Here is a 13,896-nt window from a genome sequence, read left to right on the forward strand (position 1 = left end):
AAGAGCTTCACCGCCCTGCCTCCCGCGCATCAAACATGTCATGCCGTGTGGGGTGTCCCCACAAGACGGTGAATGCCACCACACCGGAGTACCGTCACATCCCGCGCACCCCGCGCGAGTGTAGGGTGATCTGTCACGGCAGGTCTCCTGACTTGCGGGTCTTCGCGTGGTTCGGGCCTTCCCGGTTTCCCAGTGGCATATGCCGAACACGCTCGCCGCTTACAGTTGCGGGGGCAGTCGTGGTGTTGCACCACGTTCCCTTTTCACCGGGGGTTGCCCGGACCATGACAAAATCGGCCTACAACCCGGCTGATCGCATTGCAAGCATTGCCGATGATGGGATGCACATGGGAAACTATGGGACGGGTTCGGAGCCCGAAGCTGGCAAACACGAATCAAACGGTTGATTCGCCCCGGAAATGGGCGTGAATCGAGGGTTTTTGCAGAAATCGCAGGTGGAGTTTTGTTGCGGTTGATGGATGTTCTTGGTTTGTTTGTTGCGGCTGTGGGAAATTGTGGGCAATTCTTTTTCGCACCCTTTGTGTCTATATCTTGTGTGTGTTTGCTGAGATTGGCGCTTATTTGCGAAAATTGGACCCATTTGACCACAAGGGGCTGTGTGGATCAGCCCTCTGAATCAGCATGTTGTGCCAGTTTCCCATAAAAAACAGTTGCGACCCATGCTTTCCCATGGCATCCCTAATGCACGAGATGAGAGCAGGAACAGCAAACGAGGCGACACAGACCTCGACGCGGTATCCAAACAATAAAAAAAGCAGGTTTCATACAGGCACCCGCTTTCATCGAACGACAGAGATCCGGCGCGCGGGCGAGCAGACATCCCCCCAGGTGGCGCGCGCAGTCGGACTTTCCCGGAGACGGGACACGGGCGGCGGGTTGATCAGTGGCAGCAGATCAACCCGCCGTTTCCGTTTCCAGGGACCAAAGGATGTGAAAGGACCGTTCGGACAGTGGGCCGTAAACTGAGGTTCAGAGGCGAAAGTCATCACAAGGTTGATGGCAAGGGCAGGGTGTCTATCCCGGCCTCGTTTCGTCGTGTACTTGAGGCGGGCGATCCGAACTATACAGACGGTCTCAATCCCGAACTGATCATCGTCTACGGCGACAAGCGCCGCAAATATCTTGAATGTTATACGGTCGAAGCCATCGAAGAGGTGGATGAAAAGATCGAGGCGCTCCCGCGTGGGTCGGTTGAGCGCAAGATGCTGCAACGTCTGTTCAACGGGCAATCCCATGCGACCAATGTCGACGAGACCGGGCGTCTTGTGCTGCCGGCCAAGCTTCGTCAGAAGATCGGGCTGTCGGCAGAGGCGTTCTTTATCGGCGCCGGTGACACGTTCCAGATCTGGGACCCCGAAACATTCGAGGCCGAAGAGCAATCCGCAACCGATGAATGGCTGGATGAGCTGCCCGATGATGTTGATCCGCTTATCTTCCTGGACCAGCAGCCGGGGGGCTGAGTCATGTCTGCTGCCGCTGCCACACCTTCCAACGATCCGCACATTCCCGTTCTTCTTGCTCCGCTCCTGCGGGCGGTTGCGCCGGTCTCGGGGGTGTGGATTGATGGCACCTTCGGCGCGGGTGGCTATGCGCGCGGGTTGATCGAAGCGGGTGCGGACACTGTCATCGGGATCGACCGTGATCCGCTTGCGCACGAGATGGCGGCGGCATGGCTGGGTGATTTCGACGGGTGCATCGTACTGCATCAGGCAAATTTCGCCGAGATGGACCAGATCGCGTCAGATGTGGACGGGGTTGTCTTGGACCTTGGCGTGTCGTCGATGCAGCTTGATTTGGCGGAACGCGGGTTTTCGTTCATGCGCGATGGCCCCTTGGACATGCGCATGGGGCAAGACGGGCCGTCGGCGGCGGATATCGTGAACAGCGCGGACGAGTTCGACATTGCCGACATTCTTTATACTTACGGCGAAGAGCGCGCATCGCGGCGGATTGCCAAGGCGATTGTGGCGGCGCGCAAGGTGGCACCGATCACGCGGACTCTGGAACTGACCAGGATTGTGGAATCCTGCCTGCCGCGCCCCAAGCCGAACCAGTCGCACCCGACCACGCGCAGCTTTCAGGCGTTGCGGATCGCGGTGAATGACGAATACGGCGCTCTGATGCAGGGGTTGATGGCAGCCGAACGCGCGTTGAAGCCGGGCGGTTTGCTGGCGGTGGTCAGCTTTCATTCGGTCGAGGATCGAATGGTCAAACGCTTCATCCAGGCCCGCGCAGGCCAGACCGGGCGCGCCAACCGCTATGCGCCGGAACTGGAAACCATCACCCCGGCCTTTGACATCGTGACCCGCAAGGCGGTTGGCCCGGATGATGACGAACGTGACGTCAATCCGCGTGCGCGGTCGGCCAAGCTGCGGGTGGCGCGACGCACCGATGCCCCGGCGGGCGAAATCGACGCGGGTCAGATTGCCTTACCTCAATTGAAGGATAACCGTTGATGCGGTCTCTGCTTTATGTCCTGACATTTCTGACCGTCATCGCGGCGGCGTTCTGGGCCTATCATGAGAATTATGAAACGCAGGCTGCGCTGGGCGAGGCGCAATCCCTGCGCGGCGATATCGGTGAGGCCCGCGCCCGCCTGAGCGTGCTGAAGGCGGAATGGGCCTATCTGAACCGGCCCGACCGGTTGCGCGATCTGGCGGAAATCAATTTCGAACGTCTGGGCCTGATGCCGCTGGAGCCGGACCAGTTCGGGCGGGTCGACCAGATCGCCTATCCGCAACCGCCTGAGTTGCCGATCACGGATTCGGTCGAGATTTCCAGTGCCGGTGCGAAGGAGCAAGAGCCATGATCCGCACACCGCTGCGTCCTTTGGCGCGAATCCTCGATGCGCGGCGCAAAGGGGAAAACCCCGACGCCATCGAACGTGAAAACCTGCGAATCCGTCACGAACAGATGCGCGACAAGGCCAGATCGCGCGCTGAAGGGCGGCTTTTGATGATGGCGGTCATGTTCTTCTGCGCCTTTGGTGTGGTTGGCGCACGGATGGGAACCCTGGCTGCGTCCGAACCCGAAGAGCCGCGCGCGCAAGCCACAGGGGCGTCGATCATCGCCAGCCGGGCCGACATCGTGGACCGGCAGGGACGCATCCTTGCCACCAACATGGAGACGTTTTCGCTTTATGCGCATCCGCAGCAGATGGTGGATCCGATCCGCACCGCGCAGGAATTGGTCAAGATATTTCCAGAGCTTAGCGAAGAACGTTTGCGCAAAGACTTCACCGGCAAGCGCAAGTTCATGTGGGTGCGCAAGAAACTGAGCCCCGAGCAGAAGCAGAGTGTCCATGACATCGGCGAACCGGGCCTGTTGTTCGGCCCGCGCGAGATGCGGCTTTATCCCAACGGGGCTTTGGCATCGCATGTTCTAGGCGGCGCCAGTTTCGGGCGCGAAGGGGTGCATTCCGCCGAAGTGATCGGCACGGCGGGAATCGAGAAATTCTTTGACGAGCAATTGCGTGATCCAGCCCGAGAAGGTGCGCCGCTTGAACTGTCGCTCGACCTGACCATTCAGGCCGCAACCGAGCGTGTGCTTCTGGGTGGCATGAAGCTGATGAATGCCAAAGGGGCCGCAAGCGTCCTGATGAACATACACACAGGTGAGGTGATCGCGATTGCCTCGTTGCCGGATTTCGATCCCAACGACCGCCCGCGACCGCTTCTTGAAGGTGAGGCGTCCGACAGTCCGCTGTTCAACCGCGCGGTGCAGGGGGTGTACGAACTGGGGTCCACCTTCAAGATTTTCGCGACATCCCAAGCGCTTGAGCTGGGTTTGGTCAATCCGGAAACAGTGATCGACACGACGGGTCCAATGAAGGTGGGCGGGTTCAAGATCGGTGAATTCGGCAACAAGAACTATGGCCCGCTGTCGGTGTCGGACATCATCGTCAAAAGCTCGAACCGGGGCACCGGGCGGATTGCGCTGGCCATCGGTCCCAGGCGGCAGCAGGAATTTCTGGGCAGTCTGGGTTTTTTCGAACCCACCCCGCTTGAGATTGTCGAGGCGGAAGGTGGCAAGCCGCTCTTGCCCAAGCGCTGGACAGACCTGTCAAGCGTGACGATCTCGTATGGGCACGGGCTGAGCTCTAGCCCGCTGCACCTTGCGGTGGGCTATGCCGCCATTGCAAATGGCGGTTTCAAGGTTGCGCCGACGCTTCTCAAGCAGGAGGGACCAAGATTCGGGCCCCGCGTGATGTCCGAGCAGACCTCGCGCCAATCGCTTGATATGTTGCGCAAAGTCGTGACCGAGGGCACCGCCAGCTTTGGCGAAGTGCCGGGGTATTTCGTTGGTGGCAAGACCGGGACGGCAGACAAACCCAAGGCGCGCGGCGGCGGCTATTACAAGGACAAGGTGATCAACACCTTTGCCTCGGTCTTTCCGACCAACAATCCCAAATATGTGCTGATCGTGACGCTGGATGAACCGGTGGAAACCAGTGGCACCAAGCCGCGTCGCACCGCAGGTTGGACCGCCGTGCCTGTCGCAGCCGAGATGATCCGCCGCGTCGCGCCTCTTCTGGGCTTGCGTCCCGAGGTGGAAACACGGCATTTGACGGGCATCATCAACACCTCGAACTGAGGGCATCTGCCCTGAGCGAGGCATAAGAAACAGGGGGTGCGTCATGGGGGCAGACGCCAAAAGCCTGACCGATCTGGGTCTGACGGCGCGCGGCGGTGCCGAGGCGTTTATCACCGGTCTGGCCGTCGACAGCCGGGATGTCAAAGAGGGCTACCTTTTTGCGGCCTTGCCCGGCACGCGGATGCATGGCGCGGAGTTTATCCAATATGCCCTGCGCATGGGCGCAGTCGCGATCCTGACGGATGTCGAGGGTGCGGACATCGCCAAAGACGAACTAGCCGCGTCAACCGCAGCCGTTGTGATTGCCGCTGATCCGCGTCAGACGCTGGCCTTTACCGCCGCGCTTTGGTTCGGCAAGCAGCCCGACATCATGGTCGCCGTGACCGGGACCAATGGCAAGACCAGCGTGGCCAGCTTTGTGCGGCGCATCTGGCAGCTTTTGGGCCATCCTGCGGTCAATCTGGGCACCACCGGAGTCGAGGGCGATTGGCAGGCTCCGCTGGCGCATACAACGCCGGAACCCATCACATTGCATCGCGCGTTGGCGGGCGCGGTCGAGGCCGGGATCGACCATGCCGCAATGGAGGCATCCTCGCACGGATTGGCGCAGCGGCGTCTGGACGGAGTGAACCTGCGGGCTGCGGGATTCACGAATTTTACTCAGGATCATCTGGATTACCACGACAGCTTCGAAGCCTATTTTGACGCAAAGGCGGGGCTGTTTGCCCGCGTGCTGCCCGAAGACGCCATTGCGGTGATCAACATAGATGACGCGCGCGGGATCGACATGCTGTCCATCGCTCGGGCGCGCGGACAAGAGGTCATGACCGTCGGTCGCGACGATGGGGCGGACATGATTCTGCTTGGGCAACGTTTTGATGCCACAGGTCAGGATGTGCGGATCAAGTTTGGCGGTGAGACGTTTCAGAGCCGCCTCAACCTTGTCGGCGGGTTTCAGGCCGAGAACGTGATGATTGCAGCCGGTCTGGTGATCGCCAGCGGCGCGGCCCCGGATCGGGTGTTCGCGGTGTTGCCAGAGCTGGAAACCGTGCGCGGCCGGATGCAATTGGCCGCGACACGCAGCAACGGGGCGGCGGTCTATGTCGATTACGCCCATACGCCGGATGCCGTGGCGACCGCCTGCCGGGCAATCCGTCCGCATGTGATGGGGCGGCTGGTGGCGATCATCGGCGCGGGTGGTGACCGCGATCCGGGCAAACGGCCGTTGATGGGGGCTGCTGCGGCGGAGTTTGCCGATCAGGTGATTGTGACCGACGACAATCCCCGGACCGAAGACGCCGCGTCGATCCGGGCTGCCGTTCTCGAAGGTGCGCCCGAAGCGACCGAGGTGGGCGACCGGGCCGAAGCGATCCTGCGTGGGGTCGATGCGGTTGGGCCCGGCGATGCGCTTTTGATCTGCGGAAAGGGACACGAGACCGGACAGATCGTGGGAACAACGATCTATCCGTTCGACGATACGGAACAGGCCAGCGTTGCGGTGGCGGCTTTGGACGGGAAACTGGCATGACGCTTTGGACCAGCGCAGACGCGGCAGAGGCGACGGGCGGCAAGGCGACAACCGTTTGGGACGCGCGGGGCGTGTCCATCGACACGCGGACACTTCAGCCCGGCGACCTTTTCGTGGCGCTCACGGCGGCGCGGGACGGGCACGACTTTGTCGCGCAGGCATTGGAAAAGGGCGCGGCGGCGGCGCTGGTCAGTCGGGTGCCCGAAGGCGTGGCGCGCGATGCGCCGCTTTTGATCGTGGACGATGTGCAGACCGGGCTGGAGGCTCTTGGACGGGCGTCGCGGGCGCGCAGCGGGGCAAAGGTGGTTGGTGTGACCGGGTCGGTGGGCAAAACCTCGACCAAGGAAATGCTGCGCACGGTTCTGGGCGCGCACGGAAGGGTGCATGCGGCCGAGGCCAGCTACAACAACCATTGGGGTGTGCCGCTGACGCTGGCGCGGATGCCGCGTGACACCGATTTTGCCGTGATCGAGATCGGCATGAACCATCCCGGAGAGATTGCGCCGCTGAGCCGGATTGCCCGTCCGCATGTGGCCTTGGTGACGATTGTCGCCCCCGCGCATCTTGAGGCCTTCGCGGACATTGACGGAATCGCCCTTGAAAAAGCGTCGATCTTTGACGGGTTGGAGTCGGGTGGCGTGGCGATCTGGAACGGGGACCTCGCGACCAGCGGCATCCTGAAGGCGCGCGCCGAAGCCAAGGCAGCGCTCAGCGTTTCGTTCGGCGAAAGCGAAGGTTGCGACATGCGCGTCACCTTGGTGCGCGAAAGCAGTGGCCACAGCGTTGCGCAGGCCGATATCGACGGGGGTCAGCTTCTTTACAAGATTGACGCGCCGGGGCGGCATTTCGCCATCAACGGCGCGGCGGTGCTGGCCGTCTGCGAGGTGCTGAGTCTGGACCGGGCGCTGTCGCTTGCCGCGATGGGGCGCTGGCATCCGGGTGCGGGGCGCGGCGCGCATGTGACCATTCACCTCGATGAGGCGGATCCGAACGCGATCCTGTCGCTGTTTGATGATGCGTATAACGCCAATCCCGCATCGGTCGCCGCATCGCTTGCGGTTCTCGCGGCGGCACCCGTGCAAAATGATGTGGGCCGTGTGAGTCGCGGGCGACGGATTGCCGTGCTGGGCGACATGAAGGAACTCGGGCCAACTGGCCCGGACCTGCACGCGGCGCTGGCCCAACTTGACGCGACAGGGACGCTGGACAAGGTGCATTGCGTCGGGCCGCTGATGCGACACCTGTTCGACGCCTTGCCGGAACAACGCCGGGGGTTGTGGTTCGAAACCTCGGACGACATGGCCGCGCGCCTGCCACGCCAATTGGATGCGGGCGACGTGGTGATGGTCAAGGGATCGCTGTCCATGGGGCTGGCGCGCGTGGTTGACGCCATACGCAATATGGGCGAAGGCAACGCGCGCGACGAGGCGGAAGGATAAAAGGTTCATGTTGTACTGGTTGACCTTGTTGTCGGACGGGGGGGATGTCTTCAACCTCTTTCGCTACATCACGTTCCGCGCCGGTGGCGCGTTCCTGACCGCATTGCTGTTCGGGTTCTTTTTCGGGCGACCGCTGATCAACGTGTTGCGCAAGCGTCAGGGCAAGGGCCAACCGATCCGCACCGACGGGCCTGAAGGGCATTTCACCAAGGCGGGCACACCGACTATGGGTGGGCTGCTGATTGTCGGGGCCTTGTTGACCTCGACACTGCTTTGGGCGCGGCTCGACAATGCGTTTGTCTGGATGGTGCTGTTCGTGACCATGAGTTTCGCGCTGATCGGGTTTGCCGATGACTATGCCAAGGTGAAGAAACAGAACACCGCAGGCGTGTCGGGCAAGGTGCGGTTGTCGCTGGGATTTCTGATTGCCGCCATCGCGGGATTCTGGGCTGCGCAATACCATCCCGCCGAGTTGACCAACCAATTGGCGTTTCCGGTGTTCAAGGACACGCTGCTCAATCTTGGCTACCTGTTTGTACCCTTCTCGGTGATTGTCATCGTCGGTTCCGCCAACGCGGTGAACCTGACGGACGGGCTTGACGGGCTGGCGATCATGCCCGTGATGATCGCGGCAGGGACGCTGGGCGTGATTGCCTATGCCGTGGGAAGGGTCGATTTCACCGAATACCTGGACGTGCATTATGTGCCCGGAACCGGCGAGATCCTGATTTTTACCGCCGGGCTGTTCGGCGGTGGTCTGGGCTTTTTGTGGTACAACGCACCACCTGCGGCCGTGTTCATGGGCGACACCGGGTCATTGGCGTTGGGCGGCGCCTTGGGCGCGATTGCGGTGGCCACCAAGCACGAGATCGTGCTGGCGATCGTCGGCGGGCTGTTTGTGGTCGAGGCGCTGTCGGTGATCATCCAGGTGCTGTATTTCAAGCGCACCGGGAAACGCGTCTTCCTGATGGCTCCGATCCATCATCACTACGAGAAAAAGGGCTGGGCCGAGCCGCAGATCGTGATCCGGTTCTGGATCATCTCGCTCATTCTTGCGCTGATCGGTCTTGCTACTCTCAAAGTGCGCTGACGCGCGCAGGATGTCTCGTCCTTGCGCCTTCGGCGACGTCCTCGGGCGCGTGTTTGGGTGACGCCTTTGACGCGTGTTGCGCAAGTGGCGGCGTCGCTTTGGCATATTTGGAAAAAGAAGAAGTGCGGACTCGCTTTTCGCCTGACTGTCAACTAAACTTGACACATTGCGCAAGGGAGGGTTGGCATGGATGGTGGACGTCTTGGCCTGACGGTGCCCCGGATCGGCGGCGCACCGCGCGACGGATTGTGTACTGATTGCGGTGTGTCGCGCATGGGGGACGGACGCGCCTGCGGGCGGGCCTGTCAGTTTATCCAGCCGGATTACGAGAGCCTTGAGAGGTCGGTGCATGGGCGCCTGGCCGGGGCGGGGGACGAGGCGTTCTTCGGTGTGACCCAAGCGATGTACCGCGCGCGGCTGGAGCCTGCGGCAGAGGGTGCGCAGTGGACCGGGCTGACCACGGCGCTGGCGGCAGAGTTGTTGCGTGCTGGTGCCGTGGATGCGGTGTTGGCGACGGCACCGGACCCGCAGGATCGGTGGAAGCCGCTGCCGGTGATCGTGACAGAGGCCGACCAGATGGCCCAATGCCGGGGCATGCGGATGGGCTACGGGCCGCTTCTGGCGTTGCTGGAGCCTGCGCGTGCTGCGGGGCATCGGCGGATCGCGGTGGTGGGCATTCCCTGCCAGGTCTACGCGCTGCGGGCGCTGGAGGCGGAGCTTGGGTTCGATGAGATCACGGTGATCGGCACGCCCTGTTCGGACAACACCACAACCGAGAATTTCCACGCGTTTCTGGCGCGGCTGGACGACCGGCCCGAGACCGTTTCGTATCTGGAGTTCCGGGCGGATTACCGCGTGGAGTTGCGGTTCGATGACGGGCGCAAGCCGCGCTTTGTGCCGTTTCTGAAGCTGCCGCTGTCGGACCTGCCGGCGGATTTCTTTCCGATGACCTGCAAGACCTGTGTCGATTACACCAACCGGTTGGCGGATATCACCGTGGGTTACATGGGTGGTGATGGCGACCAGTGGCTGATCGTGCGCAATGCGCGGGGTGCTGCGGTGCTGGACCGTCTGGGCGACCGGGTGGTGCGGCGCGCCTTGACGGACAAGGGCAAGCGCGGGGCGGCGGTGAAAGGCTTCATGGCCAACACCGAGCGCGCCGCCGGGGGGCTGCCGCTGCGGCGGATGCCGGATTGGGTGCGGCCCATCGTGGCGTGGTTGCAACCGCGCACCGGGCCACGCGGGTTGGAGTTTGCGCGGGCGCGGGTCGAGATGAAGGCCATCGAGACGATTCTGCACCTGCGGCGGGCGCATCCGGCGCGGATCAAGAACATGGTGCCGACCCATGTCTGGCGCGTGGCGGCGAAATATGGTCTGAGTCCCGACAAGGACGAAACGCGCGGTTAGGCCAAAGGTCAGATTGCGCGATATCCGAACGCGCGTTAGGGAGGTGCGCAGACTTAGGAAGACCGCCCATGACACGCATTGCCCATATCAAGCTGGACGACGGCAATCTGCCCCCGCCCACCCCTGAAATCGAACAGGAACGCCGTGTGGCGATGTTCGACCTGATGGAGCACAACACGTTCGAATTGCCGGACCGTGACGGAAAACCCGTGCCGCAGGGGCCGTACAATGTGGGGCTGTCGATCAAGGACAAGCGGCTGGTTTTCGATGTGACCAACGAAGACCATGAAAAGGCGGCGGAATTTCATCTTTCGCTGACCCCGTTCCGTCAGGTGGTGAAGGACTATTTCCAGATCTGCAAATCCTATTTCGACGCGGTGAAAACCCTGCCGCCCAGCCAGATCGAGACCATCGACATGGCGCGGCGCGGTATCCACAACGAAGGTGCGCGCATCCTGCAGGAACGGCTCGACGGCAAGGTGACGGTGGATGACGACACCGCGCGGCGCCTGTTCACGTTGGTCTGCGTGCTGCATTTCGGGGGCTGATCGTTTTGGGGGGATTGCCGCAGTCGATTCTGTTTTGCTGCGATCACAATGCTGTCCGGTCCCCGATGGCCGAGGGCATCATGAAAAAGCTCTATGGCTTTGAAACCTATGTGCAATCCGTCGGCGTTGTGAATGACATCGAGATCGACGGTTTCGCAATCGCGGTGTGCAAGGAGATCGGGGTCGAGATGGACCGCCACCAATCCCGAAGCTTTGACGAACTGGAACAGATGGGTGAGGCGCTTTCGGGGTTCGATCTGGTGGTCGCCCTGTCTCCGGCGTCGCAGCGGCGGGCGCTGGATCTGACGCGGTTCTATCATCTGACGGTAGAATACTGGCCGATCATGGACCCGACGGGACTTGGCGAGACCCGCGAGCAGAAGCTCAATGCGTATCGGCAGACGCGCGACCAGTTGGTCGATCAACTCAAACGGAAATGGGGAGGGCGGCTATGAGTCAAGCAACCATCGAACGTTACTTCGACGCGTTCAATCGCAATGACGTGCCCGGCATGCTGGATTGTCTGGCCGAAGACGTGGCGCATCATGTGAACGAAGGCAATATCCGCATCGGCCGCGCCGCATTCGAGGCGTTCTGCCAGCACATGGCGCGCTGTTATGACGAGACATTGACCGAACTGGTGGTGTTCGTCGCCGAGGACGGCACGCGTGGGGCGGCGGAATACATGGTCAACGGAACGTATCTTGCCACCGATTCCGGTTTACCCGAGGCCAAGGGGCAGGGATACCGTCTGCCCGCGGGGTCGTTCTTTTCGCTGACGGATGGCAAGATCAGCCGTGTCGTGACCTATTACAATCTCAGTGACTGGATCGAACAGGTCTCCTGATGCGGATCGAGGCGTTGACCGGCGCGGCGCTTGATGCGGCTCTGGATGATGTGGCGGGGCTGCGCATCCGGGTGTTTCGCGACTGGCCGTATCTGTATGATGGCGATGCGGAGTATGAACGACAGTACCTGGAGACCTATCGGTCCTCGGACGCGGCGATCCTTGTCGGTGCATTTGACGGGACGCGGCTGGTCGGGGCGGCGACGGGGACGCCGATGATCGACCATGCCGAGGATTTCGCGGCGGCGTTTGACGGGACAGGTCTGGTGCTGGACGATATCTTCTACTGCGCCGAGTCGGTGTTGCTACCGGACTATCGCGGGCAGGGCATCGGGCATCGGTTCTTTGATGTGCGAGAGGCGCATGCACGGGCTTTGGGCGCGCGTGTATCTGCCTTTTGTGGCGTGGTGCGGCCAGAGGATCATCCGTTGCGACCCGAGGGTTATCGGCCCTTGGACGGGTTCTGGCGAAAGCGGGGGTATGCTCCGTCAAGCGGGGCTGTGGCCTGGTTTTCGTGGAAGGATGTCGACCAGCCGCAGGAGACGAAAAAGCCGCTACAGGTCTGGACGCGGTCTTTGACAGAGGATGAGAAATGAAAGTTGCAAGTGCTGCATATCCGATGGATTTCCTTGAGTCTTGGGAGGCTTACGAGGAAAAGCTGACCCGTTGGGTGAGCGAGGCGGCTGGCGCTGGTGCCGATCTTTTGGTGTTCCCGGAATATGGCGCGATGGAGTTGGCGACGCTGGCGGGACGCGAAGCGGCGCTGGACCTCGAAGCGTCCCTGCGCGCGGTGTCGGACCGGATACCAGACGCGGATGCGCTGCATGCCCGTCTGGCGCAAGAGTTCGGGGTGCACATCCTTGCGGCGTCGGCCCCGGTTTTTGATCCGGAAATCGGAGATCGCCCGGTGAACCGCGCCCGATTCTTTGCGCCGAATGGCGACATGGGACATCAGGACAAACAGATCATGACGCGATTCGAACGCGAGGACTGGGGTGTTGTCGGGGGTGGTCCGTTGCAATTGTTCGAGACGGAGTTGGGCGTGATCGGAATCCTGATCTGCTATGACAGCGAGTTTCCACTGCTGGGTCGGGCGATGGCTGACGCCGATCTGATCCTTGTGCCGTCCTGCACCGAGGCCATGACAGGGTATTCGCGGGTGCGCATTGGGACGATGGCGCGTTCATTGGAAAATCAATGTGTTACGATCATGTCTTCAACTGTTGGATCATGTGATTGGTCTGAAGCGGTGGACGAAAACACTGGTGTAGGCGGTGTTTTTGGCCCGCCCGACACCGGCTTTCCGCCCACAGGTGTGATCGCGGAAGGCACCTTGAACCAGCCCGGCTGGACCTATGCCGAGGTCGATCTGAAGCGGATCGCGCATGTCAGGGCGGATGGTGTCGTGCTCAATCGGCGGCATTGGGACGACCAGATTGGACGTGACGGTATTGCCGCAACGCGGAAACTCGGTTGAATAGGCCTTGATAAATTGGGCGTTTGGTCCCATTTAGTAGCGCGCCTCGCACTATGACGGGGTGGTTAGTTAAGGAGAAACCATGGCCAAGGAAGACACGCTCGAATTTCCCGGTGTCGTCAAGGAACTCCTGCCTAACGCGACGTTTCGGGTCGAGCTTGAGAACGGCCATGAGATTATCGCGCACACGGCAGGCAAGATGCGCAAGAACCGCATACGGGTTCTTGCAGGCGACAAGGTGCAAGTCGAAATGACGCCCTACGATCTGACCAAGGGTCGGATCAACTACCGCTTCAAGTAAGCGATTCATGAAGCTGATCCTAGGCTCCGGCAGCCCCCGGCGGCGGGAGCTTTTGGCTCAGATCGGGGTAGAGGCGGATGATATCCGCCCGCCCGATATCAACGAAGTTCCCCGTCCCGGTGAATTGCCGCGTCCCTATTGTGTGCGTCTTGCGCGCGAAAAGGCGTTGGCGATTCCCGCAAGCGAGGGCGAGATCGTTCTGTCTGCGGATACCACTGTCGCTTTGGGTCGGCGTATTCTGGGCAAGCCCGAGGATGCTGCCGAAGCGGCGCAATTCCTGTTTGCGTTGTCCGGGCGCAGGCACCGGGTTGTGACGGCTGTTGCCGTGCGCCGGGGCGAGCAGATTTGGGAGCGGGACGTGGTCACGCAGGTCAAGATGAAGTCACTCAGCGATGCCGAGGTGAACTCCTATCTGGCCAGCGAAGACTGGCGCGGCAAGGCGGGGGGGTACGGCATTCAGGGGCCGGCGGGCGCGTTTGTGCCGTGGATCAACGGCAGTTTCAGCGCGGTCGTGGGCCTGCCCTTGGCGGAAACCGCAAACCTGCTCGTTGCGGCGGGCTATCCGCTTTACGGGGTGTCGGCATGAAGGGGCGTCTGATCGCATTGGACCATGTCAGTGACCGCGAGGCGGCGGCGCTGATGGTG

The 13,896-nt window shown here is 61.7% G+C and carries 15 protein-coding genes and 1 riboswitch; all 15 genes read left to right on the forward strand.

Going from position 1 to position 13,896, the window contains the following annotated elements:
* Positions 1–120: 120 nt before the first annotated feature.
* A riboswitch (cobalamin riboswitch) is annotated at positions 121–302 on the reverse strand.
* A 669-nt stretch (positions 303–971) separates the two neighbouring features.
* On the forward strand, positions 972–1,481 hold the full coding sequence (mraZ, locus tag ACTIEN_RS13995) for a division/cell wall cluster transcriptional repressor MraZ (protein ID WP_439523761.1): 510 nt from the start codon (positions 972–974) through the stop codon (positions 1,479–1,481).
* A 3-nt stretch (positions 1,482–1,484) separates the two neighbouring features.
* Positions 1,485–2,477, forward strand: a complete 993-nt coding sequence (rsmH, locus tag ACTIEN_RS14000; RefSeq protein WP_439523762.1) for a 16S rRNA (cytosine(1402)-N(4))-methyltransferase RsmH — start codon at positions 1,485–1,487, stop codon at positions 2,475–2,477.
* Positions 2,477–2,830: a cell division protein FtsL gene (ftsL, locus tag ACTIEN_RS14005; RefSeq protein WP_439523763.1), complete on the forward strand. Its 354-nt coding sequence runs from the start codon at positions 2,477–2,479 to the stop codon at positions 2,828–2,830. The genes rsmH and ftsL overlap by 1 nt, the downstream gene beginning before the upstream one ends.
* Positions 2,827–4,614 (forward strand): peptidoglycan D,D-transpeptidase FtsI family protein, encoded by a 1,788-nt coding sequence (locus tag ACTIEN_RS14010; RefSeq protein ID WP_439523764.1) that lies wholly within the window; start codon positions 2,827–2,829, stop codon positions 4,612–4,614. The genes ftsL and ACTIEN_RS14010 overlap by 4 nt, the downstream gene beginning before the upstream one ends.
* Positions 4,615–4,657: 43 nt before the next feature.
* On the forward strand, positions 4,658–6,142 hold the full coding sequence (locus tag ACTIEN_RS14015; protein WP_439523765.1) for a UDP-N-acetylmuramoyl-L-alanyl-D-glutamate--2,6-diaminopimelate ligase: 1,485 nt from the start codon (positions 4,658–4,660) through the stop codon (positions 6,140–6,142).
* On the forward strand, positions 6,139–7,581 hold the full coding sequence (locus ACTIEN_RS14020) for a UDP-N-acetylmuramoyl-tripeptide--D-alanyl-D-alanine ligase (RefSeq protein ID WP_439523766.1): 1,443 nt from the start codon (positions 6,139–6,141) through the stop codon (positions 7,579–7,581). Before ACTIEN_RS14015 ends, ACTIEN_RS14020 begins: the two co-directional genes overlap by 4 nt.
* Before the next feature lie 7 nt (positions 7,582–7,588).
* A complete protein-coding gene (gene mraY / locus ACTIEN_RS14025; protein ID WP_439523767.1) occupies positions 7,589–8,671 on the forward strand; it encodes a phospho-N-acetylmuramoyl-pentapeptide-transferase in 1,083 nt (360 codons plus the stop codon).
* Positions 8,672–8,857: 186 nt separating this feature from the next.
* A complete protein-coding gene (locus ACTIEN_RS14030) occupies positions 8,858–10,078 on the forward strand; it encodes a Coenzyme F420 hydrogenase/dehydrogenase, beta subunit C-terminal domain (RefSeq protein WP_439523768.1) in 1,221 nt (406 codons plus the stop codon).
* A 68-nt stretch (positions 10,079–10,146) separates the two neighbouring features.
* On the forward strand, positions 10,147–10,626 hold the full coding sequence (locus tag ACTIEN_RS14035; protein WP_439523769.1) for a UPF0262 family protein: 480 nt from the start codon (positions 10,147–10,149) through the stop codon (positions 10,624–10,626).
* A gap of 5 nt (positions 10,627–10,631) precedes the next feature.
* The gene (locus ACTIEN_RS14040; RefSeq protein WP_439523770.1) at positions 10,632–11,081 is read left to right on the forward strand and encodes a low molecular weight phosphatase family protein; all 450 of its coding nucleotides are present in this window, start codon (positions 10,632–10,634) and stop codon (positions 11,079–11,081) included.
* Positions 11,078–11,473 (forward strand): ketosteroid isomerase-related protein, encoded by a 396-nt coding sequence (locus ACTIEN_RS14045; protein WP_439523771.1) that lies wholly within the window; start codon positions 11,078–11,080, stop codon positions 11,471–11,473. The genes ACTIEN_RS14040 and ACTIEN_RS14045 overlap by 4 nt, the downstream gene beginning before the upstream one ends.
* On the forward strand, positions 11,473–12,069 hold the full coding sequence (locus ACTIEN_RS14050; protein WP_439523772.1) for a GNAT family N-acetyltransferase: 597 nt from the start codon (positions 11,473–11,475) through the stop codon (positions 12,067–12,069). Before ACTIEN_RS14045 ends, ACTIEN_RS14050 begins: the two co-directional genes overlap by 1 nt.
* The gene (locus ACTIEN_RS14055) at positions 12,066–12,950 is read left to right on the forward strand and encodes a carbon-nitrogen hydrolase family protein (RefSeq protein ID WP_439523773.1); all 885 of its coding nucleotides are present in this window, start codon (positions 12,066–12,068) and stop codon (positions 12,948–12,950) included. Before ACTIEN_RS14050 ends, ACTIEN_RS14055 begins: the two co-directional genes overlap by 4 nt.
* An 82-nt stretch (positions 12,951–13,032) precedes the next feature.
* Positions 13,033–13,251 carry a translation initiation factor IF-1 gene (gene infA / locus ACTIEN_RS14060; RefSeq protein WP_005978431.1) on the forward strand — a complete coding sequence of 73 codons (219 nt, stop codon included), beginning with the start codon at positions 13,033–13,035 and terminating at the stop codon, positions 13,249–13,251.
* A 7-nt stretch (positions 13,252–13,258) separates the two neighbouring features.
* A complete protein-coding gene (locus tag ACTIEN_RS14065; RefSeq protein ID WP_439523774.1) occupies positions 13,259–13,837 on the forward strand; it encodes a Maf family protein in 579 nt (192 codons plus the stop codon).
* Positions 13,838–13,896: the final 59 nt, after the last annotated feature.

The organism is Marivita sp. (assembly GCF_051859345.1).
GTDB lineage: Bacteria > Pseudomonadota > Alphaproteobacteria > Rhodobacterales > Rhodobacteraceae > Marivita.

Coding starts and splice junctions, on each gene's coding strand:
- ACTIEN_RS14020 (WP_439523766.1), top strand. CDS start 6,139: ATGACGCTTTGGACCAGCGCAGACGCGGCAGAGGCGACGGGCGGCAAG.
- ACTIEN_RS14045 (WP_439523771.1), top strand. CDS start 11,078: ATGAGTCAAGCAACCATCGAACGTTACTTCGACGCGTTCAATCGCAAT.
- ftsL (WP_439523763.1), top strand. CDS start 2,477: ATGCGGTCTCTGCTTTATGTCCTGACATTTCTGACCGTCATCGCGGCG.
- mraY (WP_439523767.1), top strand. CDS start 7,589: ATGTTGTACTGGTTGACCTTGTTGTCGGACGGGGGGGATGTCTTCAAC.
- infA (WP_005978431.1), top strand. CDS start 13,033: ATGGCCAAGGAAGACACGCTCGAATTTCCCGGTGTCGTCAAGGAACTC.
- ACTIEN_RS14015 (WP_439523765.1), top strand. CDS start 4,658: ATGGGGGCAGACGCCAAAAGCCTGACCGATCTGGGTCTGACGGCGCGC.
- ACTIEN_RS14010 (WP_439523764.1), top strand. CDS start 2,827: ATGATCCGCACACCGCTGCGTCCTTTGGCGCGAATCCTCGATGCGCGG.
- ACTIEN_RS14035 (WP_439523769.1), top strand. CDS start 10,147: ATGACACGCATTGCCCATATCAAGCTGGACGACGGCAATCTGCCCCCG.
- ACTIEN_RS14065 (WP_439523774.1), top strand. CDS start 13,259: ATGAAGCTGATCCTAGGCTCCGGCAGCCCCCGGCGGCGGGAGCTTTTG.
- ACTIEN_RS14030 (WP_439523768.1), top strand. CDS start 8,858: ATGGATGGTGGACGTCTTGGCCTGACGGTGCCCCGGATCGGCGGCGCA.
- rsmH (WP_439523762.1), top strand. CDS start 1,485: ATGTCTGCTGCCGCTGCCACACCTTCCAACGATCCGCACATTCCCGTT.
- ACTIEN_RS14050 (WP_439523772.1), top strand. CDS start 11,473: ATGCGGATCGAGGCGTTGACCGGCGCGGCGCTTGATGCGGCTCTGGAT.
- ACTIEN_RS14055 (WP_439523773.1), top strand. CDS start 12,066: ATGAAAGTTGCAAGTGCTGCATATCCGATGGATTTCCTTGAGTCTTGG.